A 23724-nucleotide genomic window follows, 5' to 3' on the forward strand; every position below is an offset into this window, starting at 1 on the left:
AGAATCTACTGAGCCGCCACGAGGAGTTCGTCGAGTGATTCGGCCAACAGCGAGGGCAGCACGTCGACGTCGCTCATCGCATCGCGGTCGGCGTTGATGCCGAAGTACAGCATCCCGCAATACGACGTCACGCCGATGGCCAGCGACTGATTGTGCAGCAGCGGCGGCACCGCATAGGTCTCCAGCATCTTGGTCCCGGCGAGGTACATCTGCGACTGCGGTCCCGGCACGTTGGTGATCAGGAGGTTGAACTGGCGCGCGGAGAACTGGGTGGCCACCCGGGTGCCCATCGCATGCAACGTCGGTGGCGCGAAGCCGGACAGCGTCACGATCGTGCGGGCATCGACCAGGGTCGCCGCCGCCGAGTGCGATTCGGTGGCGTGCGCGATCTGCGACAGCCGCACCACCGCATTGTTCTCGCCCACCGGTAGATCCACCAGGAACGGGGCCACCTCGCTGATCGCCTGCCCCGGGCCCGAGGACTCCAGTTCGGCCTCCGGATACACCGACGTCGGGGCCATCGCCCGCACTGTGGAGGTGGTGGTCACCGGCTCCCCGCGCGACAGCAGCCAGTTGCGCAGCGCGCCGGCGATCACGGCCAGCACCACGTCGTTGACGTCGCAGTCGTAGCGTGACCGGACCCGCCGGTAGTCCGCCAGTGAGCCGGACGCCACGGTGAACCGCCGGTTGCGCGAGACCTCGGTGTTCAGCGGACTGTCCGGTGCGGTGCCGCGGGCCACCGTCCTGGCCAGGTCGGTCGCCCGGCGAACCAGATCGGCCAGTTCGGCGCTGTTGGTGACCACGTCGGCAATCATCGAGCGAACGGCGTCCAGCTGCTGGCCAGGTCGGGCCAGCCAGTCTCCGACGGCACCGAGCAGCAGTTGACGGCTGCTGGGCTCGCGGCCCGGGATCCAGATGTCCTCCCCGAAGGCGGGTGGCCGCTGGGTGCGGTCGGCGATGACGTGGCCGATCTCGAGCGCCGTCATGCCGTTCACCAGCGCCTGATGCGACTTGGTGTAGACCGCCAGGCGGTTCTTGGCCAGTCCTTCGATAAGGTACATCTCCCACAACGGGCGCGAACGGTCCAACGGCCGGGAGCCCAGCCGGGCGATGAGCTCGTGCAGTTGGGCGTCGCTGCCCGGCGACGGCAGGGCCGACCGCCGCACGTGATAGGCGATGTCGAAATCCGGGTCGTCGATCCACACCGGGCGCGCCAGGCCCAGCGTCACCTCGCGGACCTTCTGCCGGTAGCGCGGAACCTGCGGCAGCCGGCGCTCGATCGTCTCCAGCAGAGTGTCGTAACTCAAGCCCGAGCGCGGCTTGCGCAGGATGGACAGTGAGCCCACGTACATCGGCGTGGAGGTGTTTTCCAGGTGGTAGAACGACGCATCCGATGCTGACAGCCGAGTCACCATCGTTGCGACATTCCCCTCACGTCTTCAGCCGAACTGTCTCGCCACGGTAACCGGCGACGCCAGGGCCCGCATTACGGGTGCATACGCGGTCGCGCCCGCTGTGCCATCATGTCGCCATCGGTTCGCCCCTCTCCAGCGACCGGTCCCCTGTCGGCCGATCACCGGAGAGTGCCCATGCCCAGCGTCGTTCCCGTCGTCGACTACGAGCCGCCCACGCTGCACGAACCCGGCCCGGTGTGTCTGCTGCGCCCGCGGGCCGCCTGGTCACCGCAACGGGTCGCACCACCCGTCGACGCGCCCCCGATGCGGGCCGCGGGCGGGTTTGCCGACGCGGCCCTGCGGCGGGTGCTCGAGGTGATCGATCGTCGGCGACCGCTGTCCCAGCTGCGCCCGCTGCTGGCCGCCGGACTGGTCGACTCGCTGCTGCCCGCGGTGGCCCATCACGACCGGCGCAGCGCGGCACGCCTGCGCCGGGTCCGGGTACAGCCGGCCAGCGCCGACGGCACGGCCGCCGAGGTGGCCGCGGTCTATACCCGCGACGAGCGGGTGCGCGCGATCGCCTGCCGAGTTGAGCAGGTCACGACGCCCACCGGGCTGCGCTGGCAGGTCGTCGCTCTGCACATCGGCTGAGTCGACCGTCTCGCTCGACCACTAGCCCCGACGCAGCGTCTTCTCGTCCTTGGCGCGCTGCCGCGCGGCCTCCCGGCGCTCCTTGCGGCTGCCGCCGGCCGGGGCGGCGTGCTTGCCGCCACCGTTGCGCTTCACCTCGGCCGAACCGTCCTCGGCCGGGCCACTGTAAGTCAGCTGGCGCGAGTCCTCGTCGTCGATACCCTTGGCGCGCAGAGCTGCCGGAGCGGCATGTCGCCCGGCGACCTCCTCATCCTGCGGCGCGGCAAGGTCGGCGAGGCCCTGCGGAGTCTGGACCGGGGCGACTGTCGGTGCCTGCGGCACGGCCTCGACCTGGACGTTGAACAGGAAGCCGACCGACTCCTCCTTCACGCCGTCGAGCATGCCCATGAACATGTCGTAGCCCTCGCGCTGGTACTCGACCAGCGGGTCGCGCTGCGCCATGGCCCGCAGGCCGATGCCTTCCTTGAGGTAGTCCATCTCGTAGAGGTGCTCGCGCCACTTGCGGTCGATGACGTTGAGCAGCACGTTGCGCTCGAGCTGCCGCATGGCACCCTCGCCGGCCAGCACCTCGATCTCGGCTTCCCTCGCGGCATATGCCTTTTCAGCGTCCGCGACCAGCGCGTCGAGCAGCTCTTCGCGGGTCAGTTCGCCGGGTTCGCCGACGGCGTCGGAGTCGATCAGGTCGTGGTGGTCGATGCCCACCGGGTAGAGCTGCTTGAGTGCGGTCCACAGCTGCTCGAGATCCCAGTCCTCGGAATAGCCCTCGGCAGTGGCGCCGTTGACGTAGGCGGTGACGACGTCGACCAGCATGTCGTGGGCCTGCTGCTGCAGGTTCTCCCCTTCGAGGATCCGGCGGCGCTCCTCGTAGATGACCTTGCGCTGCTGGTTCATCACCTCGTCGTACTTGAGGACGTTCTTGCGGATCTCGAAGTTCTGCTGCTCGACCTGGGTCTGCGCGCTCTTGATCGCGCGGGTGACCATCTTGGCTTCGATCGGCACGTCATCGGGCAGGTTGAGTCGGGTCAGCAGCGACTCCAGCGTCGCGCCGTTGAAGCGCCGCATGAGCTCGTCACCCAGCGACAGGTAGAACCGCGACTCACCCGGGTCGCCCTGGCGCCCGGAACGGCCGCGCAACTGGTTGTCGATACGGCGGGACTCGTGACGCTCGGTGCCCAGCACGTAGAGGCCACCGACGGCGATGACATCCTCGGCCTCCTCGGCGGCTTCGGCCTTGACCTTGGGCAGCTCCTCGTGCCAGGCGGCCTCGTACTCGTCGGGGGTCTCAACCGGGTCCAGGCCCCGCTCGCGCAGCCGCTTGTCGACCAGGAAGTCGACGTTGCCGCCGAGCACGATGTCGGTGCCGCGGCCGGCCATGTTGGTGGCCACCGTGATCGCGCCGCGCCGGCCGGCCTCGGCGATGATGCCGGCCTCCTGCTCGTGGTACTTGGCGTTGAGGACGTTGTGCGGGACGCGCCGCTTCTGGAACTGCCGAGACAGGTACTCCGAGCGCTCGACGCTGGTGGTGCCGATCAGGACCGGCTGGCCCTTCTCGTAGCGCTCCACCACGTCGTCGACGACGGCGATGTACTTGGCTTCCTCGGTCTTGTAGATGAGGTCGGTCTGGTCCTTGCGGATCATCCCGCGGTTCGTCGGGATCTGGACCACGCCGAGCTTGTAGATCTCGTGCAACTCGGCGGCCTCGGTCTCGGCGGTACCGGTCATGCCGGCGAGCTTGTCGTAGAGCCGGAAGTAGTTCTGCAGGGTGATCGTGGCCAGCGTCTGGTTCTCGGCCTTGATCTCCACATTCTCCTTGGCCTCGATGGCTTGGTGCATGCCCTCGTTGTAGCGCCGGCCCACCAACACGCGGCCGGTGAACTCGTCAACGATCAGGACCTCGCCATTTCGGACGATGTAGTCCTTGTCCCGCTGGAAGAGCTCCTTGGCCTTCAGGCAGTTGTTGAGGTAGCCGACCAGCGGCGAGTTGGCCGCCTCGTAGAGGTTGTCGATACCGAGCTGGTCCTCGACGAACTCCACGCCCAGCTCGTGCACGCCGACGGTGCGTTTGCGGATGTCGACCTCATAGTGGACGTCCTTCTCCATCAGCGGCGCGATGCGGGCGAACTCGCTGTACCAGTGCGAGGCACCGTCGGCCGGGCCGGAGATGATCAGCGGGGTGCGGGCCTCGTCGATGAGGATGGAGTCGACCTCGTCGACGATGGCGTAGTTGTGGCCGCGCTGCACCATTTCTTCCACCGAATGGGCCATGTTGTCGCGCAGGTAGTCGAAGCCGAACTCGTTGTTGGTGCCGTAGGTGATGTCGGCGGCGTAGGCGGCACGCCGCTCTTCGGGCGTCATCTGGGCCAGGATCACCCCGACGTCCAGGCCCAGGAAGCGGTGCACGCGGCCCATCCACTCGCTGTCGCGTCTGGCCAGGTAGTCGTTCACGGTGACGACGTGCACGCCCTTGCCGCTCAGCGCGTTGAGGTAGGCGGGCAGCACACAGGTCAGCGTCTTACCCTCACCGGTCTTCATCTCGGCGACGTTGCCGAAGTGCAGGGCCGCACCACCCATGACCTGGACGTCGAAGTGGCGCTGCGACAGCACCCGCCAGGCCGCCTCGCGGGCGACGGCGAAGGCCTCGGGCAGCAGGTCGTCGAGGTCTTCGCCGCCGGTAACGCGCTTTTTGAACTCGTCGGTCTTGGCCCGCAGCTCGGCCTCGGTGAGCTGCGCTACGTCGTCGGACAAGGTGTTGACGTAGTCAGCCACCCCCTTGAGGCGCTTGACCATGCGACCTTCACCAAGGCGCAGTAACTTCGACAGCACAGTTAGTTCCCCTGTGGATTGGCGGCTTGAGCGCCCTCCATCCTAGGTGACGCGCTGGTTCGGCCCCGTCAGCCTCGGTCCGGCTCGCGCTACGCGAGCCGGATCAAGCCGTAGTCGTAGGCGTGGCGACGGTAGACCACTGAGGGACGATCCGACTCCTTGTCGTGGAACAAGAAGAAGTCGTGTCCCACCAGCTCCATCTCGTAGAGCGCGTCGTCGACCGTCATGGGCTGGGCCGGGTGCTCCTTGGTGCGCACGATGCGGCCGGGCTCGTGGTCGTCGACCAGCTGCTCGTCGACGGCAGACGCAGAGTCGTTGTTGGGCGAGAACGCCTCGGCGGCGTCGATCACCGCGGTGGCCTGGTGCAGCGAGACGGGGGTCTTGTCGCCGTAGTGCACCTTGCGCCGGTCCTTGCTGCGGCGCAGCCGGTTGTCGAGCTTGTGGACCGCAGCCTCGAAGGCGCCGTAGAAGCTGTCGGCGCAGCCCTCACCGCGGACGACGGGGCCGCGTCCCCGCGCGGTGATCTCGACGTGCTGGCAGTTCTTGCGCTGGCGACGGTTGGGTTCGTGCTCGAGCTCGACGTCGAAGCGGTAGATCGAGCGATCGAACCGCTCAAGGCGAGCGAGCTTCTGGGCAACGTAGACGCGGTAGTGGTCGGGGACCTCGACGTTGCGACCCGTCACCTGGACGTCGGCGCTGGAGTCGGTCTCGGAGGATTCGTCGGCGTCGGTCAGCTGATCGGCGTTCACGGATTGTGTTGACATGCTTGACAACTCGTTTCTGTTTCGGGTGGCACGCACTCGGGCGTGCCCAGCCTGTCATTCGATGACTGCGCCGGGCGGGAAAGGCACGGACTCTCACCCGCCTGCGCCAGAGGTCGAAGAACTCACCTCCTACCGTTCTCGGTGAAGTGGCGGACCTGTGTGCCAAGCCGCCCGTGATGTGTTCACGGCATGTTGGCCCCGACGGTAGTCGGTGTTCATACGGTGGTGCCACCTTTTGATGCACCTGTTTTCAGTTCTTTCGGCCTTCGTTACAGGGACCAAAGTCATGCGTGCGCGAGGGTCAGCACAGCCGTCACGTGCGTCCCTGCCGTCCGAAGCGTTCGGACCGCTTCCCGGGCCGTGGCGCCGGTGGTCACGATGTCGTCGACCAGGAGAACCGGACCGTGCACCCGCCGGGCGATCCGCACCCGGCCGCGCAGATTGCGCTCGCGCGCCGCGCTGGTCAGCCCGACCGAATCGCGGACCAGTGCCCTGGTGCGCAGGGCCGCGACGACGGCGATGAGCGGGTGGTTCGTGGTCGCGGCAGTGGCGATGCGGGTGACGGGATCACCGCCGCGGCGGCGGGCGGCCGAGGCGCGAGTGGGCGCCGGGACGATCGTGAACGGGGTGTCGATGATGCCCCAGCAGAGCAACTGATGGACACCGAGGGCCAGGGCTCGGGCCAGCGGGACGACGAGGTCGCCGCGGCCGTGCTCCTTGAGGGCGACGATGGCCTGCCGGCGGGGGCCGGCACAGCGGCCGAGGGCGAAGACAGGCACGCCCGGGTCGACGCGTGGGGTGACGAGATGGGGTTCGTCGGACTTCACGGCCAGGGTTGCCGCGCAGGTGTCGCACCACGTGGTCGACGGCGCGCCGCAGCCTCCGCACTCGCGCGGCAGGACGAGGTCGAGCATGGGGTCAGTGTGGTGGTGGGGTGTGACAGGTGACTGCGATTGTCCCCAAGGGCTCATCGCCTAACATGGGTGCCGCGGAGTCCTGAAGTCACTGCAGTTCATCTGCGCACCACAGCCGGGCATCTATCCGTTCCGCACCGAAAACAACGGTTTGCCAGCGGGATCCATCATCGACTGAACGATCGCATCCGATGTATGCGACGCAAACAATGACAACTCAACCGCGTTCACGGTGCCGACCAGCTCACCGCCGCTTACGACAGCAATCACACGACCCTGCGAATCGATCAGGGTGCGACGGTCCTTCCCCCAGAAATGCTGTACACCAACAGAGTAGCCAGCTGCGAGATGGGCGGTGGATGTTGGGCGCGACAAACGCACCAAGCCACTGTGGGATCTAACCAGTCTGGCGAAAATAGCCAAGAATTTCCGTTCGATCAGGTCGGGAAGCGGCGAAGCCAGCACGAACTCCTCCTTGCCCATGCGTTCGGAACTCGTGACCACGATCCATTCTTCGGCTCCTTTGCCAATGAAATAGCGGATCTCACCGCCCGAGTTCCAAACTATGGCACGACCGTCTTCCGATGACGACTCGGTGACGCTGTATCCTGCCTTCTCCGCCCACAGCTCGAATTGTGAGGTTACGCCAATTTCACTTCTCATTGAGGACCCCTAGCTCTTCCGTAAGCTGGTCGATTGTGACAACTTCATTCGATTCGTCGACGAAGCGGATCTGAATTGATCCTCCTGGCTGACCCAAGCCGCGGGCGGCCTCAGATGCTTCGATCTTCCAACCAGGCGGCAAGTTCTCGATGGTGTAGCTGTAGTAGCCCTTCTGCAGGGAATCGACATGCAATGCTCGCTCTTCCCAGGTCGCCGGATGGCCATCCAACATGACTGCAAGAAACTTGCCGTTGTCGTCACCGATGCGGTCCAGTTTGAGCCCGAAATGCGATTGAAACGCTGGCAAGTCGTCGAACTCAACGATGCTGTGTTGCACCGCACCCGCGTTGTTGGGAAAACGCGACCAGTGTTGACCGTCGGGTCCGAATTTGTTGAATCTCTCCGCATACTCGGCGGCCGTGAAAGCGTGTCCGTCTGGTGCGCGACCAAAGGGAGCTGATGGATCTGCGATCAATTCGGCCACTTGCGGATTGATACGTTCAGGATCGACCGGATTGTCTACGAACTCCCAATGCTGCTCAAGGGGCTCTCCATAGGTCGGGTCGACGGGATCGTAGTTGTCTTGACGCTCCCAGCCCTGACCCGCTGGCTCATGCGAGTGAACCGGATCGGTAGGTTTTTCACCGGTTTCGTGACTACTCGAGTCGCCGTGTGTCGGATGCGAGCGATCGTTATCGCCGTGCAGCGGCCCACCACCATTTCCCGCGCCACCGTCATGGGGCGTCGCCGCCGGATGGCCTGCACTTTGCGCGTCCGAATACGGTGATGGCGTATGTCCACCTGATGGTGCATCCGGGGAATGGCCCGCTGCACCTCGCGCCCCGGAGGCCTGTGATGGGGCTGACTCCGGCAACGATGCCGACGACGGAGCCTCGGAGCCCGCCCGAGACGGGGCAGGCTCAAGCGTGGGGGCGCCAGGCTCGCCGGTTGGCTTCGGCCCCTCCACCGGAGCTTCGTGTTCCGCCGTGCCGGCCGCGCTCGGGGCGCGTTCCGTCGGCCCGTGCGGCCCCGCACTCGTGACAGGCGCCGATCTGGGCTCGGCCGGCGGCGGCGCAGCGGGCTTCGGCCGCGCCGCATCGGGAGAAGCCGGCTTCGCAGGCCCGTCGGGCAGCGGACGAGGCGCACCACCCGCCGGTGCCGGCACGTGCACGGGAGGTGGCAACGTCGACTCGGCACCCTTGGCCACCTCCTTGAGCACCTGGGGGGAAGCGTCGGCAACATGCGGCGCCGCTCTGCCCGCCGCCTCCGCCGCTTCGGCCGCACCGTGCGTCGCCTTGCCCGCAGCCCCGACACCGCCGCCCGGCGCGAAGAGTGTGCCGACGTCGAACGCGGTGCGACCGGCCGCCTCGGCCGGATCCTTCGACCACAGATCCCAGTGGCTGACTTCCTTTCCGACCTGTTTCCACGATTCACCGACGCCCGGAGCGCCGCCACCGCCGAGGCCGACCAGCGGGGCCATTCCGGTGACGGTGTTCTCCCAGTCCTCGAACCACCGATCGGGCTGGGTCATCGCCCGGAACGGTCCGTATTTCCAGTTGTCCTTGAGCAGGTCACCGGCTTGGCCCACAACGCCATTCACGAAACGCAGATCCTGGTCGACCACCTGCCCGACATCGGTGCCGTGCAGGAACTGGTTCCACTCCTTGGCGGCATATTCGCCCATCGCCGTGGCCACGGTCTCGGCCGCGGCCATCGCTGCCGACATCTCCAAGGCCAGCGCCGCTGTCTCGGCTTTGAAGTTGTCGACCACCGTCTCGATATCATTGGCGATCTGCTTGATCTCGTCCTCGTCCTCACCGGTGAGGACATCCCACACCTGCTTGAACCCGGTCATCGGATCGCAGATCCGGCTCAACAGGTCGATGATGGCCCCTTTGACGGCGTCGATCTTGGCGGCGTAGGCCGTCAGCTGCGCGGCCATGGTGGTGCACTGATTCATGATCTGCACCGCGCCGTCGATCGACGCCGCAAAAGCCTGACCCATCGCCTCGGCTTCGGGGATCTGTTGGCCCCCAATGATTCCCAACGGTGCCCCGGCAGCGGTCTCGGTGACCACCAGCTGCGTCCCGGCCGCCGTCCACGCCGCTCCGGCGGCCCGCAGCCGCCCGGAGTCACCGTTGGGCCAGATCATCCCGATGTATTTGGCCACCCAGCCGAAGCCCGCCGGCGCGGCATCCCCCGCGCCCACCGCCGAGGGAGGGGGTGATGCGCTGATCGGACCCGAGGCCGCCGGCACCGGCAGCGGGTGCGCTCGGCCCGACACATCCGACTGGGCTTCGCCCAACGAGTAGTTGTGCGCCGAAACCCGCACTCCCTCACCAAGATTAACCAGGCCGTTGCGCGCCGCGGCCATCGCCTGCACCACCGCGGCCGCCGAGGAATCGTAGGCTCGTCCGATCGCCGCACCGATCGGATCGTTCCCGCACATGCTCGAACACCCGGACAACGTGCCCGACAGCGTCGACATCGTCAGGCCGATGTCCTTGCCAATATCAATCAGCGTCGAACCCGCACTATCCAGAACCGACGGGTCGACAACAAGCGGCGGCATGCGATCCCGCTAGGACCACATGCTCTGGTTGGTCTGCATGACGCCGGTGTAGTTGGCGTGCGCCGTATCGCCGACACCGTACAGACGCTTCAATGCCTCCTGCATCAACCCCGCGCCAAGTGTCCACGACCGGTGTGCCTCGGCGTGCGCGGCAGCCGCCTGCCCCGTCCACGTGCCGTGCAACCTCGCGACGGTCGCCTCGATCTCGGCGAGCAGACTTTCGGCGGTCCGCTGAAAGTCGGCCATCTCGGCCAGCGCCTCGGACAGCGATTGCGGGTCGACTGAAAACGCCTCAGCCACCGCAGACTCCGCGCAGCTGCTCGACGCCGGCCTGCTCGTGGGACTCGAACCCTTTCGCCGCCTGCCCGAGCAGATCGGCCATGATCGCCAGCGCCTTCTCCACCTCGTCGGCGCCCTGATGCCACATTCGCCACGCATCCCCGAAGGCTCTGCCCGAGCAGCCTTGCCAGCCCGTCAGCATCGACGTGACGGCACCGTCCAGCGATTTCAACCGGCCCAGCAGATGCTCGGCGGCACCGGACAGCGACTCACACGTCCCCACCAGAGCGGCCGGTTCGACACGAAGGTCCCCACTCACGGAGCAAACGCTACTGCTCCGGCCACCTGGCCACAATTCAGCCTTCTGACCAGGATATTACGCACACCAGCGGCAGAAATGTCGCGACAGCGTCGCTACCCCTGCGATGAGCTGGTGGTAGCCCTCACCACCGGCATCGGTGAACTCTGGGTAGATCGACGGGGTGTCGTCGTCCTGGTGAATAACCTCGAGCTGCAGGTCGCCGCTATTGGCGAAGCCGATGGTCAACGTCACCGAGCATGGCTCACCCCGATACAGACAGGACATGGCGATGCCCCGCATGACGCACCAGGGACCGACACCCAACTGCACCCGGCCGTCAATCGTCTGCTCGAAATCGCTGACGATGTAGCCGATTTGGCGGATCACGCCGGGTAGTACGGGTTCGGGCAGCTGCTCTCCTTGTCAGCCGGGAAGCACCGGAACGGCGCCCGGAATCATGAAAGGCCTTACATCCGACCAGGATTGGCCGTTCTCCGCAGTGGTGCCCGACAGCTGCAACACTCCCCTGGCGTCGGAGACGTAGACCGCGGAGGGGTTGGCCGCAACGGATGACACGGGCATCACCAGGTTGCCGCTAGGCCCGTCGGAGTTCACGCCGTCGAGGTTCACATAGGACACCGGGTGGGCGGGATCGGTGCGGGTGACCACCATGTCGTCACCGGTGCGCCAGGACAGTGACACCACAGAGGAGCCCAGGCCGAAACCCAGCCGGCGCGCATAGGTCAGCGCGAATTCACCGACCGGGGTCTGCTCGATCTCGGCGAGTATCACCTGCCCGTTGATCACCATCGCCGCCCGGGTTCCGTCACGGGACAGCTGCAACTCCGTGATCGCGCCGGGGAACCTCGACATCACCGCGGCGGAATCCACCGGGATGCGAGCGGGCTGGCCCGAGGCCTCCTCCTGGATCACCCGCACCACGCTGTTGCCGTCCACCACCACCCACACGGCGTCGTCGAGGGCCCACGACGGCCGGGTCAGCGACCGGGAATCCGTGGCCTGCGCGGCGGCCCCGCCGTTGGGGCCGATCCACAACGACGACGCCATGTCCGGCGCGCCGGGGCGCAGCGTCACCACCGCGGCGATATCGCGGCCGGTGCGCGACAGCGCCGCCGCCGACTGGCCGCTCATCGCGCCGAACGATCCGGGCACCGGGGTCGCCCGCTGGCCGTCCAGCGACACCATGGCGCCGCCGACCAGCGCATGTACGCCGGCCGAGGCGCCGTCGACTGCACCCGGATCGGTGGCCGCGACGTCGGTGGTGTTCCAGCCGTCGGCGAACCGATCGTCGAGTGCCGCGCCGTCGGCGTTGATGACGTAGGGGCCCTTGATGTCGGCCCGGGCCAGGGTCCAGATGATCTGTGCGGCAAGCAGTTGCCGACTGTGCGGATCGGTGGTGGTCAGGTTCTCCAGCTCGATGCGGGCGCCGCCGTAGCCTCGACCGATGCCGGTCTTACCGCCGTCAGCGCGGGTCACCGGGCCGATCATCTTCAGCGGCGGGCCGAGCAGGTTGCGCACGGTATTGGCCATCTCCGGACGCGGTCCGCCGATCAGCTTGCTCACCAGTTCGGTGGCCAACTGATCGGCATCGGAGACCGCCAGATAGCGGGGATCGGGCACCACAGTCTTGCCCGTGGGATCGACGAAATACAGGGTGGCACGCTTGTAGGTGGCCTGGAACTGCTGCCAGTCCAGGAACACCCCGTTGGGCAGCTTGTTGATCCGCCAGCCGTCGGGGGTCTGCAGCAACTCGATCGGACCGGGGTCGGGAAGTTGTCCGTCGGCCGTCTCGAACACGCCGACGTCTGACAGCGAGCCCAGAATGTCGGCTTTCATCGTCACCGAAACCCGGTCCGGAGAACGTGTTTCGACGAACACCACCTGGTCGATCAGCAACGCGCTGCCCTGGTCGTCCCAGGAGTTCGATGCCGACACGGTGAGGAACTGCCGGGCCGCGAGGTGGCGGTTGGCCGGATCGGCGGTGGCCTTGAGGAATTCGCGCAACAACTGGTCGGGGTCCATGCCGGGGGTGGGCTTGGGCAGACTCTTGGGCTGCGGCCGCTCGACGGTTCCGATGGCCTGCGGGGCCGACGAATTCGGTACTCCTGCGCATCCCCCCGCCACCGCCGCAACCAGTCCGACCATCAACATGGCCAGCAACCGGCGCATCACACGCTCTCTCCGGCCGGTTCGCGCTGCCGGAGTTGCCGTTGCTGTTTGCGGGCTTCCCGGGGTTCTGTCGCAAGGGGTTTCAGCGGCAGCGGGCTGGTGGTCACCTTGTGGCCGCGCACCAGCGGCAGCGTCAGCCGGAAGCATGCGCCCGTGCCGGGTTCACCCCAGGCCTCCAGCCGGCCCTGGTGCAGCCGGGCGTCCTCGATGCTGATCGCCAGACCAAGCCCGGTGCCCCCGGAGCGACGTACCCGCGATGGGTCAGATCGCCAGAACCGGCTGAACACCAGTTTCTCCTCGCCCGGCCGCAGCCCCACACCGTGGTCGCGGACCGTGACCGCGACGGTGTCCTCGTCGGCGGCCATCCGGATGCGCACGGGTTCGTGTTCGGCGTGGTCGATGGCGTTGGCGATCAGGTTGCGCAGAATGCGTTCCACCCGGCGCGGGTCGACTTCGGCGATGATCTCCTGCTCGGGCATGTCGACGAGCAGTTCGATTCCGGCGTCGTCGGCGAGGTGCCCGACGTTGCCCAGGGCCTTGTTGACCGTCGAGCGCAGGTCGACCGCCTCGACCGACAGCTCGGCCACACCGGCGTCGTGGCGGGAGATCTCCAGCAGGTCGTTGAGCAGGGTCTCGAACCGGTCGAGCTCGTTGACCATCAGCTCGATCGAGCGCCGCAGCGCCGGGTCGAGTTCCTCCGAGTGGTCGTAGATCAGGTCCGCGGCCATCCGCACGGTGGTCAGCGGCGTGCGCAACTCATGGCTGACGTCGGAGGTGAACCGGCGCTGCAGATTTCCGAACTCCTCGAGCTGGGTGATCTGGCGTTGAAGGCTTTCGGCCATGTCGTTGAACGACACCGCAAGCCGCGCCATGTCGTCCTCGCCGCGCACCGGCATCCGCTCGGAGAGGTGACCTTCGGCGAAGCGTTCGGCGATGCGTGATGCCGAGCGCACCGGCAGCACCACCTGCCGGGAGACCAGGAGCGCGATCCCGGCCAGCAGCACCAGCAGCACCACACCGCCGGTGGCCATGGTGCCGCGCACCAGGGTGATGGTGCTCTCCTCGCCATTGAGCGGGACGATCAGGTACAGCTCGAGATTGGGCACCCGCGACGGAGTCGGAGTTCCGATCAGCAGTGCCGGACCGGAGAAGCTCTCGGTGCGCACGGCCGAATACTGGTAGCTGACCTGTCCGGCCTTGACGAAGTCGCGCAACGACTTCGGGATCTGATCGACGGGTCCGGCGGCGGTGGCCGCCCGCGGTCCGTCGCCGGGCACCATCAGCACGGCGTCGAACGTGCCGGCCAGCGCGGCGCCGGACGACTGGCCGGTCTTGGAGATCAACGTGTTGCGCGCGAGCTGCAGGCTGCTGTCGAGCGACCGCGCTTCCTCACCGCTGACGATGCCGCTGACGGTGTTGCGTGCACGGTCAATCTCCTCGGTAGCGGCACGCACCTTCACGTCGAGCACCCGGTTGGTGATCTGACTGGTGAGCACGAAACCGAGCACCAGGATCACCGCCAGCGACAAACCCAGTGTCAGCACCACGACGCGCAACTGCAGCGAGCGGCGCCAGATCCGTGCGACCGCCCGACTCAGCGCACTCGTGCCCCGAACCAGGGGGCCTGAACGCCCCCACGGACCACGAACGCGCGCGCGGATCACGGGGGTCCGGCCTTGTATCCCACTCCTCGAACGGTGAGCACCACTTGCGGGTTCTCCGGGTCTTTCTCGACCTTGGCCCGCAACCGTTGGACATGCACGTTCACCAAACGGGTGTCAGCGGGGTGGCGATAACCCCACACCTGTTCGAGCAGCACATCTCGAGTAAACACCTGTCGCGGTTTGCGTGCCAACGCTACCAGGAGGTCGAACTCCAGCGGCGTCAGCGAAATCTGCTCACCGTTGCGGGTGACCTTGTGGGCGGGCACGTCGATGTCGATGTCGGCGATCGACAGCATCTCGGCCGGCTCGTCCTCGTTGCGGCGCAGCCGGGCACGCACCCGTGCGACGAGTTCCTTCGGCTTGAACGGTTTCATCACGTAGTCGTCGGCGCCCGACTCCAAGCCGAGCACCACGTCGACGGTGTCGGTCTTGGCGGTCAGCATGACGATCGGTACACCGGAATCCGCACGCAGCACCCGGCACACGTCGATGCCGTTCATGCCGGGCAGCATGAGGTCCAGCAGCACTAGGTCGGGGCGCAGCTCACGCACCGCCGTCAGCGCCTGCGAACCGTCGCCGATGACCGCGGTGTCGAAACCCTCACCCCGCAGCACGATGGTGAGCATCTCGGCCAACGACGGGTCGTCGTCGACAACCAGAATCCTTTGCCTCATATTGTCCATGGTGTCACCGAACCGCGACAAACCCCGGCTACCACACGGGCGAGTTGCGACATTTACCCAGGGCGCACGGACCGGGCGAGCTCTGCCGGATCGACGTCCGGGCCCACGACCGACCACGGCCCGCCCCAGTTCGCCGCCGCCAAACCGGCGTACACCGCCCCGGTGCGCTGCTGCAGGCCGTCGTCGCGCTCGTAGGCGTCGCGGGCCCGGTCGGCTTCCTGCTCGGCCCGGCGCCGGGCGCGCTGGGCGGCCAGTTCGACCGATGCGTCCAGCAGTATCTGGCGATCGGGCCTGGGCAGGCCGAACCGCCCGTACTCGAGTTCGCCCACCCAGGACACCACCTCCCCCTCCGCGTCCTGGTGCAGACGCGCGGCACTGTAGGCGGCGTTGGAGGCGACGTAGCGGTCCAGGACGACGACGTCGTGCGCGGCGCACAGCGCGGCGATCTGGTCCTTGGCCCCGGCACGGTCGAGCGCGAAGAGCACCGCCATCGCGTACACCGAGTCCGCGAGATCACCATGCTGGCCGTGCAGTGCCTCGCTGGCCAGGTCAGCGGTGACCGAGTCGCCGTAGCGCGGGAAGGCCAGCGTCGTCACCGACCGGCCGTCGGCCTCGAAGGCCTGCTGCAGACCGCGACCCAGCGTGCGTTTGCCAGCTCCGTCGAGTCCCTCGATGACGATCAGCACGCAGCGAGCCTAGTGCTCAGAACTGGCCGCAGTTGGGCGCGTTGGGCAGACCCCGGCGCCCTGTGCGCAAACGCGAGCGGCTCAGTAGCGGTAGTGCTCCGGCTTGTACGGGCCCTCGACGTCGACGCCGATGTACTCCGCCTGATCCTTGGTGAGCTTGGTCAGCGAGCCGCCGAGCGCCTCGACGTGGATGCGGGCTACCTTCTCGTCGAGGTGCTTGGGCAGGCGGTACACCTCGTTGTCGTACTCATCGGTCTTGGTCCAGAGCTCGATCTGAGCAATGACCTGATTCGAGAAGCTGTTGCTCATCACGAACGACGGGTGACCGGTGGCGTTGCCGAGGTTGAGCAACCGGCCCTCGGAGAGCACGATGATCGACTTGCCGCTGTCGAACACCCACTCGTCGACCTGAGGCTTGATGTTGATCTTCTTGGCGCCGGAGCGCTCCAGGGCGGCCATGTCGATCTCGTTGTCGAAGTGGCCGATGTTGCCCAGGATGGCCTTGTCCTTCATCGCCTTCATGTGGTCGAGGGTGATGATGTCCTTGTTGCCGGTCGAGGTGATGACGATGTCGGCGTTGGCGATCGCCTCCTCGACGGTCACCACGTCGAAGCCCTCCATCAGCGCCTGCAGGGCGTTGATGGGGTCGATCTCGGTCACCGCGACGCGGGCGCCCTGGCCCTTCAACGACTCCGCGCAACCCTTGCCGACGTCGCCGTAGCCGCAGATCAGCACGTTCTTGCCGCCGATCAGCACATCGGTGCCGCGGTTGATGCCGTCGATCAGCGAGTGCCGGGTGCCGTACTTGTTGTCGAACTTGCTCTTGGTCACCGAGTCGTTGACGTTGATCGCCGGGAAGCACAGCTCGCCCGCGGCGGCGAACTGGTACAGGCGCAACACGCCGGTGGTGGTCTCCTCGGAGACACCCTTGACCGATTCGGCGATCTTGGTCCACTTGTCCTTGTCGGTTTCGAACCGTTCGCGCAGTACGCCGAGGAACACCTTCCACTCCGCGGAGTCGTCCTCCTCGGCGGGCGGCACCATACCGGCCTTCTCGTACTGGGCGCCGCGCAACACCATCATGGTGGCGTCGCCACCGTCGTCGAGGATCATGTTCGCCGGCTCACCCGGCCAGGTCAACATCTGCTCGGCGGCCCACCAGTACTCCTCGAGCGTCTCGCCCTTCCACGCGAACACCGGGGTGCCCTTCGGCTCCTCCAGGGTTCCGTGGGGGCCGACGACGACGGCCGCCGCCGCGTGGTCCTGGGTGGAGAAGATGTTGCAGGACGCCCAGCGCACCTCCGCACCGAGCGCGACTAGGGTCTCGATGAGGACGGCGGTCTGAACCGTCATGTGCAGCGAGCCGGAGATCCGCGCGCCCTTCAGCGGCAGCACGTCGGCGTACTCGCGGCGCAGCGACATCAGGCCGGGCATCTCATGCTCGGCGAGCCGGATCTCCTTGCGGCCGAACTCGGCCAATTCCAGGTCGGCGACCTTGTAGTCGATTCCGTTGCGCGAGTCCGCAGTCAAAGTCATGCCGACAACGTTATCCCGCACCACTGGCCGGGACCATACCGGGTTCAGCGAAGCTTGACGACCAGCTTTCCGACGTTCTTGCCGTCGAACAGCATGTTGATCGCGGTCGGCAGCTGCTCGAAGCCCTCGACGACCGTCTCGAGCGGCTTCAGCTTTCCTTGCTGCAGAAGGCCCGCGATCTCGGTGACCGCCTCCGGCGCCTGGCCGAAGTGGTCGAGGACGATGAATCCCTTCACCAGTGCGCGTTGGATCAGCAGGTTGCCGAACGCCCGCGGTCCGGGCGGCGGGTCTTCGGCGTTGTACTCCGAGATCAGGCCGCACAGCGCCACCCGGGCGCTGATGTTCAATCGCCCGAAGATCGCATCCATCACCGGGCCGCCGATGTTCTCGAAGTCGACGTCGATACCGTTCGGCGTCGCCGCCTTGAGTTGGGCGGCCCAGTCGTCGGCACGATGGTCCACTGCCGCGTCGAACCCCAGCTCGTCGGTGAGCAGGGCACACTTCTGCGGTCCGCCGGCGACACCCACCACGCGGGCACCGGAGGCTTTGGCCAGCTGACCGGCAACCGAGCCGACCGCTCCCGCGGCGGCCGAGACCACGACGGTCTCACCCGGCTTCGGCTTGCCGATGTCCCGGATGCCGACCCACGCAGTGAGTCCCGTCATCCCGAGTACGCCCAGATAGGCGCTCGGCGAGACACCGTCGGCGACGTCGACCAGATTCACCATCGACGTCTCCGACACGACCGCGTAGTCCTGCCAACCCAGCAGGCCCTGAACGGTCTGGCCGACCGTGTAGTTGGGGTTGTTCGACGCCACCACCTCGCCCATCCCCGCCGCGCGCATCACCTCGCCGATGCCGACCGGGGGCAGGTATGTGGGTGTGTCGTTGATCCACATCCGGTTGGTGGGGTCCAGCGAGATCCAGTCGACGCGGACGAGCGCCTCGCCGTCGCCGAGCGCGGGGACCGGTTGTTCGTTCAGTTCGAAGGTGTCCGGACCGATTCGTCCGGACGGGCGTTCACGGAGAAGGAAGCGGCGGTTTGTTTCGGCCATGGGCGCACCGTACCCGCGGCCGAAACACGGCCGATGACGATCAGGAAACGTCCTGGACTCCGTAACGCTCGGCGAACGGCGTCATCAGCCGCGCCAGGTCGGCGGCGACGTCGTTGTCGGCCTCCGGCGGCATCGAGACGTAACTCAGCGCGAGGCGGACCACGGCCCGGGCGATCACCCCGGCGTCCTCCTCGCTGGCGTGCACCGAGCTGCTCACGAACGCCTCGGTCAGTCGCTGGGAGGACCGGGTGATGATCGGCGCGCTGTCGGTGGTGATCAATTGCAGCAGGTCCGGCTCGGCCTCGCCGGACAGCAGGGAGCGTCCCGCAGCAGCGCGCGCGAGGGTAGCCGACGCGGCGGTGGTCACGGCCGGGCGACTTTCACCATCTCGAAGTCCGACAGGGCCGCGCCGCAGTCCGGGCAGTTTTGTAACCTAACTCGTGGCAGCCGCCTCTCGCTGGCCCAGCACCGAGTGCCGTCGGCCGTAGGCGAGGTAGACGACGATGCCGATGACCATCCAGATGCCGAACCGAATCCAGGTCAGACCGGTCAGGTTCAGCATCAGCCACACGCAAGCCGCGATCGACAGGATGGGCAGCACCGGCACGAACGGCGCCTTGAACCCGCGCTCCAGATCCGGCCGGGTGCGCCGCAGGATGACCACGCCGGCCGACACCAGCACGAACGCGAACAGCGTGCCGACGTTGACCATCTCCTCGAGCTTTCCGATCGGGAACACCGTGGCCGCGACCGCGATGAGGACGGCGACGATCACGGTGATGCGCACCGGCGTGCCGTGCGGACCGGTGCGGGCCAGCGTCCGCGGCAGCAGTCCGTCGCGCGACATGGCGAACAGCACCCGGGACTGGCCGAGCACCAGAACCATGACCACGGTCGTCAAGCCGGCGAGCGCGCCGATCGAGATCACCTTGGCCGCCCAGGCGACCCCGTTGATGGCGAAGGCGGTGGCGAGGTTGGCCTGGCCGTGCGCGATGATGAACGACACCGAGATCGCCGGGCCGGTGATGTTGCCGAATGTCGACGCGGTGACGGTGAAGATACCGGCACCGACGACGACGGAGACGCCGAACACCGTCAGGTCCCACCAGGTGAGGTCCTTGCGCAGCCGGGTGCCGGGTTCGTCGGTGTCGAGGATGGATTGCTCCACCGACTTGGTCCGCCAGTTACGGGTCATCGCCATGTCCCTTCGGTTGTCCCGATCATCCGGTGATGCAGGAGGGTACGTGGGTCGTCGTGGGCCGACCGGCGGGACTGGCGAAACGACACCGGGGCGCGAAGCTGAACGTCCGAACTCAGGCGCCGACCACCCAGGCGATCTCCTCCCCGGCAGGCGAAATCCCGTCGACAGTCTGATTCGCCGAAGGCACCGCCAGCGTTCTTTGAGTTCGGCATTCGCGCGTTCCCCGATCGCTCGGATCGCGGTCAGCAGCGCGTTGTAGCTGCGATTGTCAACGGCGAGGTCGCGGCCCTTGATCGGGCTGTGCACCCCGATCCCGGCCCCTTGGTAGCCCTTGTCGGTCAAGGTCGGCAGACCGTCGGCGGCGGCCTTGTACAGCGCGCCCAGACAGTGTGCGCGGGCAGCGGTGATGTCATGCACGCTGCCCGGTTCGACCTCGCTGGACCACACCGGGAACCCGCGCGGGTCGGCGAGGATCTGCACGTTGCCGCCCTGGGTCTTGTGCTTACCCGAGTACCACAGGTGATGACCGGCCTCGGCGCGCTCGTTCACCCGGTCGATCTCGATCAGCGTCCCGTCCAGCGTCAGATGCGACCAGCCCTGTCCCTTTGCCCGGTCGAGCACGTCGTGCAGGTCGGGTGCCTGGTCGGCGATCACGTCGATCGCCTCGTGCAGATACCGGTAGCAGGTGGAGATCGGCAGCGCGGCCTCGAAGGCCAGCAGCCGGATCGGGGCGTCGTCGCGGAACCAGCGGAGCACCAGCTTGGCCTGCGTGCGTACCGTGCCCGCGCGTCGCCCGGCGCGGGTGCCGATCTCGCGCCGGTGCGCGTGCAGCAACGTAGTCACATGAAGCAGGGTTTCCTCGGGGACGTCGCAGATGGCAGAGTAGGTGAACACGTGGGGTCCTCTTGCAGCGGAACGGCTTTCTTGGTCGAAACCGATCCTTGAGCAGGGACCCCACGTCCTGCTCTCACGACACGCTGGAAACTCCAGTCACACCAACCTCACACGCCCCAAGTGAGAAAACCTCACTGTGCCCAACCAGAATTGGCCAGATTGTTGCCGCCGCAATCGTCCTGTCAACTCTTCAGAGGGGAAATTACTGAGAAAACCTCAATATCCCTGGCCCCGACATTCCCGGACCGGACATCAACGTCCCCAACCTTGATATCCCGAACGTCAACTTGCCCAACGTCCCGGGCAATATCAATGTCCCCGACGTCAACGTCCCCAACGTCCCAGGCAACGTCAACCTTCCCAATGTCAATGTCCCAGACGACATCGTGACCTGGACATCCCAGACGTCGACATCCCGGACCTTAACGTCCGAGATGACATCGCGGACATAGTCCCGAACTTCAACCCTCCGAATGTCAATGTCCCGATCGTCCGCGGTGGCGGTGGTCGCCGGTAGTGCGGGCAGGCTCGGCAACGACAGCACCCGATCCGACCTCACGGTGATCGCAGAATGGGTTGCCGTGGCTCTTCGTACCGAATTGATTAAAGGAGTCCGTCATGTTGCTCAATGCCCGTCTGGTCCTAGCGCTGCTGTCGGTGCGCTCGGTACCGGCGCAGTCGTCGGTGTGATGTTCGCCGCTGTCCCGTCGGCGCTGGCCGATCCCCCCAATTGCACTGCCGGCGATCTTGCACAGGTAGCGGCGGGTGTCTCAGCGGGAACGTCGGTGTACCTGTTCACCCATCCGTGGGTGAACGACTTCTTCACCGGTCTTCAAGGCCAGCCCCGTGACCAGATCCGGACCCAGGTGCAGGACTACCTTGCGGCCAATCCGCAGGAGCAGGCCGAACTTCAGGCCATCCGCCAGCCACTGGTCGACCTGAAGGCCCGCTGCGGCTCTGGCACCGACGCCGCTACGCCTTAAGCGGGTGTGGGTCGGGCGCGAGCGCCCGCGTACCTTCGCCGATACCATTTCGGCGCGGCGGAACCCCATTTCTGGGCTCTTCCGGGAAGTCCGTGGGTCGTGGCATGGCCGGATAGGGCTGTTGTCCGCCGAGGTGGACGTGGATCGCGGTCTTGAAGTGTTCGCGGTTGCGGTAGCCGCGGGCGGAGACCCGGGTGGCCTGGATGCGTGAGCTCAGGACGTGATGGTATCGCCCGGTGGGGTCGCTGCTCGATCAGTTCCTCGGTGCCGCCGAGACCGAATGGGGCTGTGGTGGACAGCGCGGCGCTAAACCCGCACAGCCCGATCGAGATCCGGTTCCAGGTAGATGACCTTGGCTGCGGGCACTTTGGCCCGCACCGCCGCCTCGGCATTGTCGATGGTGGTCGCCACCGTGAGCAGATCGGTGTCGGCCGCCAACGCGATCTTGGCACCGACAAGCATCTCCTCCGGGCCCAGATACTGGGTGCGCAGGTGGATGACACGGTCCACGTGTTCGGTCTGCTCCAGCGCGGTCTGAATGGCGGTGCAGTCGTCGGCGGTGGCACCCTCGCCGATGAGCAGACTGTGCATCTCGATCATCAGGATGACCGCGATGACCCCGAGCAGCGCGCCGATCATCATCGTGCCGATGCCGTCCCAGATCGCGTCGCCGGTCAGCACGGTCAGGCCGACGCCCAGCAACGCGAAGACAAGACCAATCAGCGCGCCGGTGTCCTCCAGCAGCACCACCGGCAGCTCCGGGTTACGTGACCGCCGGATGAACTCCCACCAGCTGCTGCCGCCCTTGAGCGGCCGCGACTCCACCATCGCGGTGCGAAAGCTGTAGCTTTCCAAGCCGATAGCGACGACCAGGATGACGATGGCGACCAGCGGTGAGGTCAGCGGCTGCGGGTGCGAGATCTTGTGATAGCCCTCGTAGAGCGCGAAGATCGCGCCGAGTGAGAACAGCACGAGTGCCACCACGAACGCGTAGAAGTAGCGGCTGCGTCCGTAGCCGAACTGGTGCAGACTGTCGGCTTCCTTGCGGGCTTGGCGCTGGCCGAACAGCAGCAGCCCCTGGTTGGACGTGTCGGCGACCGAGTGCACGGACTCGGCGAGCATCGAGGAACTGCCGGTGATCAGGAATCCGACGAACTTCGCCGCAGCGATGCCCGCGTTGGCCGCCAGCGCCGCCAGGATCGCCTTGGTGCTGCCCTCGGTCGACATGCGTTGTCCTCCTGTTTAGAGACCAACCGTAGCGCGGAAGAGTTTCGTCGGCTGATCCGCCCTCAGCCGAATCGGGCCGTCGTCGGCAGCCACCCACGCCGAGGAGCCCTTGTGCAGTGTGACCACGTCGGACTTGGCGCACACCACGACCGCACCCTCGGTGCAGACCAGGATCTGCGGGCCGTCGTGCCGTGCCGGGGCGTCGATCTCGCGGCCGAGGCGTTCGGAGTCGAGCATCAGCACCGAGGTGGCGAACTCCTGCGCAGGCGTGTCGTAGACCAGCTCGATGCCGTCGCGACGAGTGGGCGGGTGCAGGGTGGCGTGGTCGGCCGGGGTGAAGTCCAGCACCCGAAGTAACTCCGGGACGTCGACGTGCTTAGGGGTCAGACCACCTCGAAGCACGTTGTCGGAGTTGGCCATCACCTCCATACCCACGCCGTGCAGATAGCTGTGCAGGTTTCCGGCCGGCAGGAAGATCGCCTCCCCGGCCCGCAGCGTGATCCGGTTGAGCAGCAGCGCGGCCAGCACGCCGGCGTCGCCCGGATAACGTTCGCCGAGTTCCAGGACGGTCTTGGCTTCGGCCGCGAATTCCGTTGCGCCGGAGCGGACGTAGCCGACCGCGCCTTCCAAGACCGCGGGGATCAGCGCGTCCAGGTCGGGTTGCGGTGCGGTGATCCAGGTGGTGAACAGCGCGCGAAGGCCGTCGGCATCGGACTGCCCGCTGAGCAGCGCGATGTACGGGTCGAGTTCGGAAAGCGCAAGCGAGCGCATCAATTCGGCCGACCGGGCAACCGGGCGGAACCCGGCCAGCGCCTCGAACTCGCCCAGCGCAACCAGGATCTCCGGCTTGTGGCTGCGATCGCGGTAGTTGCGGATCGGCGAGTTCAGCGGCACGCCGAGACGATCCTCGCGCTGATAGCCTTCGATGGCCTGCTCAGCGCTGGGATGAGCCTGCAGCGACAGCGGCTCGTCGGCTGCGAGCACCTTGACCAGAAACGGCAGCACGTCGCCGAACCGGGCGCGCACCGCCGAGCCGAGCTGGCCTTCGGGATCGGCGCGCACGGCGTCGAGCAACGACGTCTCGCTAGTGCCCGTCTCCAGCCAGGCCGGGTCGCCCGGATGGGCCCCGAGCCACAACTCGGCCTCGGGATGCGCTGTAGGTGATGTTCTTCCGGTGAATTCAGCGATCGCGGTGCGCGACCCCCACGCGTAGGTGCGTATCGCTCCTCGTAGCAGCTCCACTG

General features: G+C 66.7%; 20 protein-coding genes and 3 pseudogenes. 3 read left to right on the plus strand and 20 right to left on the minus strand.

Features of this window, described 5'->3' with window-relative positions:
• Positions 1–5: 5 nt before the first annotated feature.
• Entirely contained in the window at positions 6–1415 is a 1410-nt protein-coding gene (locus tag K9U37_RS18590) for a WS/DGAT/MGAT family O-acyltransferase (protein ID WP_243072947.1), read from the minus strand.
• A 174-nt stretch (positions 1416–1589) separates the two neighbouring features.
• Here K9U37_RS18590 and K9U37_RS18595 point away from each other — a divergent pair, with 174 nt between their 5' ends.
• Positions 1590–2045 (plus strand): Rv3235 family protein, encoded by a 456-nt coding sequence (locus K9U37_RS18595; RefSeq protein WP_243072948.1) that lies wholly within the window; start codon positions 1590–1592, stop codon positions 2043–2045.
• 21 nt (positions 2046–2066) lie between these two features.
• On the opposite strand, the gene secA is transcribed toward K9U37_RS18595, so the two are convergent.
• The 17 genes and pseudogenes from secA to K9U37_RS18680 form a co-directional block, all read right to left on the minus strand.
• The gene (secA, locus tag K9U37_RS18600; protein WP_243072949.1) at positions 2067–4868 is read right to left on the minus strand and encodes a preprotein translocase subunit SecA; all 2802 of its coding nucleotides are present in this window, start codon (positions 4866–4868) and stop codon (positions 2067–2069) included.
• Between the two features lie 89 nt (positions 4869–4957).
• Positions 4958–5632 (minus strand): ribosome hibernation-promoting factor, HPF/YfiA family, encoded by a 675-nt coding sequence (gene hpf, locus K9U37_RS18605; protein ID WP_243072950.1) that lies wholly within the window; start codon positions 5630–5632, stop codon positions 4958–4960.
• Between the two features lie 284 nt (positions 5633–5916).
• The gene (locus K9U37_RS18610) at positions 5917–6546 is read right to left on the minus strand and encodes a ComF family protein (RefSeq protein ID WP_243072951.1); all 630 of its coding nucleotides are present in this window, start codon (positions 6544–6546) and stop codon (positions 5917–5919) included.
• A gap of 123 nt (positions 6547–6669) precedes the next feature.
• The gene (locus K9U37_RS18615; protein WP_243072952.1) at positions 6670–7209 is read right to left on the minus strand and encodes an Imm61 family immunity protein; all 540 of its coding nucleotides are present in this window, start codon (positions 7207–7209) and stop codon (positions 6670–6672) included.
• Positions 7199–9583: a glycohydrolase toxin TNT-related protein gene (locus K9U37_RS18620; protein WP_243072953.1), complete on the minus strand. Its 2385-nt coding sequence runs from the start codon at positions 9581–9583 to the stop codon at positions 7199–7201. The genes K9U37_RS18615 and K9U37_RS18620 overlap by 11 nt, the downstream gene beginning before the upstream one ends.
• A gap of 207 nt (positions 9584–9790) precedes the next feature.
• On the minus strand, positions 9791–10081 hold the full coding sequence (locus K9U37_RS18625) for a WXG100 family type VII secretion target (RefSeq protein WP_243072954.1): 291 nt from the start codon (positions 10079–10081) through the stop codon (positions 9791–9793).
• Positions 10074–10379: a WXG100 family type VII secretion target gene (locus K9U37_RS18630; protein ID WP_243072955.1), complete on the minus strand. Its 306-nt coding sequence runs from the start codon at positions 10377–10379 to the stop codon at positions 10074–10076. The genes K9U37_RS18625 and K9U37_RS18630 overlap by 8 nt, the downstream gene beginning before the upstream one ends.
• A 57-nt stretch (positions 10380–10436) precedes the next feature.
• Complete coding sequence (locus K9U37_RS18635) at positions 10437–10748, minus strand: VOC family protein (RefSeq protein WP_243072956.1); 312 nt, start codon at positions 10746–10748, stop codon at positions 10437–10439.
• A gap of 36 nt (positions 10749–10784) precedes the next feature.
• Positions 10785–12551 (minus strand): MtrAB system accessory lipoprotein LpqB, encoded by a 1767-nt coding sequence (gene lpqB, locus K9U37_RS18640; protein ID WP_243072957.1) that lies wholly within the window; start codon positions 12549–12551, stop codon positions 10785–10787.
• Positions 12551–14215, minus strand: coding sequence for an MtrAB system histidine kinase MtrB (gene mtrB / locus K9U37_RS18645; protein WP_243072958.1), 1665 nt, complete (start codon positions 14213–14215; stop codon positions 12551–12553). Before mtrB ends, lpqB begins: the two co-directional genes overlap by 1 nt.
• A complete protein-coding gene (gene mtrA, locus K9U37_RS18650) occupies positions 14212–14898 on the minus strand; it encodes a two-component system response regulator MtrA (protein WP_243072959.1) in 687 nt (228 codons plus the stop codon). Before mtrA ends, mtrB begins: the two co-directional genes overlap by 4 nt.
• A gap of 53 nt (positions 14899–14951) precedes the next feature.
• Positions 14952–15584: a dTMP kinase gene (locus K9U37_RS18655; RefSeq protein ID WP_243072960.1), complete on the minus strand. Its 633-nt coding sequence runs from the start codon at positions 15582–15584 to the stop codon at positions 14952–14954.
• Positions 15585–15665: 81 nt separating this feature from the next.
• Positions 15666–17120, minus strand: a complete 1455-nt coding sequence (ahcY, locus tag K9U37_RS18660) for an adenosylhomocysteinase (RefSeq protein WP_243072961.1) — start codon at positions 17118–17120, stop codon at positions 15666–15668.
• A gap of 44 nt (positions 17121–17164) precedes the next feature.
• A complete protein-coding gene (locus K9U37_RS18665) occupies positions 17165–18175 on the minus strand; it encodes an NADP-dependent oxidoreductase (RefSeq protein ID WP_243072962.1) in 1011 nt (336 codons plus the stop codon).
• A 40-nt stretch (positions 18176–18215) separates the two neighbouring features.
• Positions 18216–18494: pseudogene (gene alkX / locus K9U37_RS18670) on the minus strand (TetR family transcriptional regulator AlkX); the annotation flags it as partial.
• A 114-nt stretch (positions 18495–18608) separates the two neighbouring features.
• Positions 18609–19370, minus strand: coding sequence for an amino acid permease (locus tag K9U37_RS18675; RefSeq protein WP_243073461.1), 762 nt, complete (start codon positions 19368–19370; stop codon positions 18609–18611).
• Between the two features lie 171 nt (positions 19371–19541).
• Positions 19542–20270 (minus strand): annotated as a pseudogene (locus K9U37_RS18680) (transposase family protein); the annotation flags it as partial.
• Between the two features lie 689 nt (positions 20271–20959).
• Between K9U37_RS18680 and K9U37_RS18685 the strand changes: the two are divergent.
• Together K9U37_RS18685 and K9U37_RS20730 are read left to right on the plus strand one after the other, a co-directional pair.
• Entirely contained in the window at positions 20960–21253 is a 294-nt protein-coding gene (locus tag K9U37_RS18685; protein WP_243073462.1) for a heme-binding protein, read from the plus strand.
• Between the two features lie 224 nt (positions 21254–21477).
• Positions 21478–21603: pseudogene (locus K9U37_RS20730) on the plus strand (hypothetical protein); the annotation flags it as partial.
• On the opposite strand, the gene K9U37_RS18690 reads toward K9U37_RS20730, so the two are convergent.
• Positions 21560–22480: a cation diffusion facilitator family transporter gene (locus K9U37_RS18690; protein WP_243072963.1), complete on the minus strand. Its 921-nt coding sequence runs from the start codon at positions 22478–22480 to the stop codon at positions 21560–21562. The pseudogene K9U37_RS20730 and the gene K9U37_RS18690 overlap by 44 nt on opposite strands.
• A gap of 15 nt (positions 22481–22495) precedes the next feature.
• Positions 22496–23722: a mannose-6-phosphate isomerase, class I gene (gene manA / locus K9U37_RS18695; protein WP_243072964.1), complete on the minus strand. Its 1227-nt coding sequence runs from the start codon at positions 23720–23722 to the stop codon at positions 22496–22498.
• Positions 23723–23724 lie beyond the last annotated feature (2 nt).

Origin of the sequence: Candidatus Mycolicibacterium alkanivorans (assembly GCF_022760805.1) — a bacterium.
Taxonomy (GTDB): domain Bacteria; phylum Actinomycetota; class Actinomycetes; order Mycobacteriales; family Mycobacteriaceae; genus Mycobacterium; species Mycobacterium alkanivorans.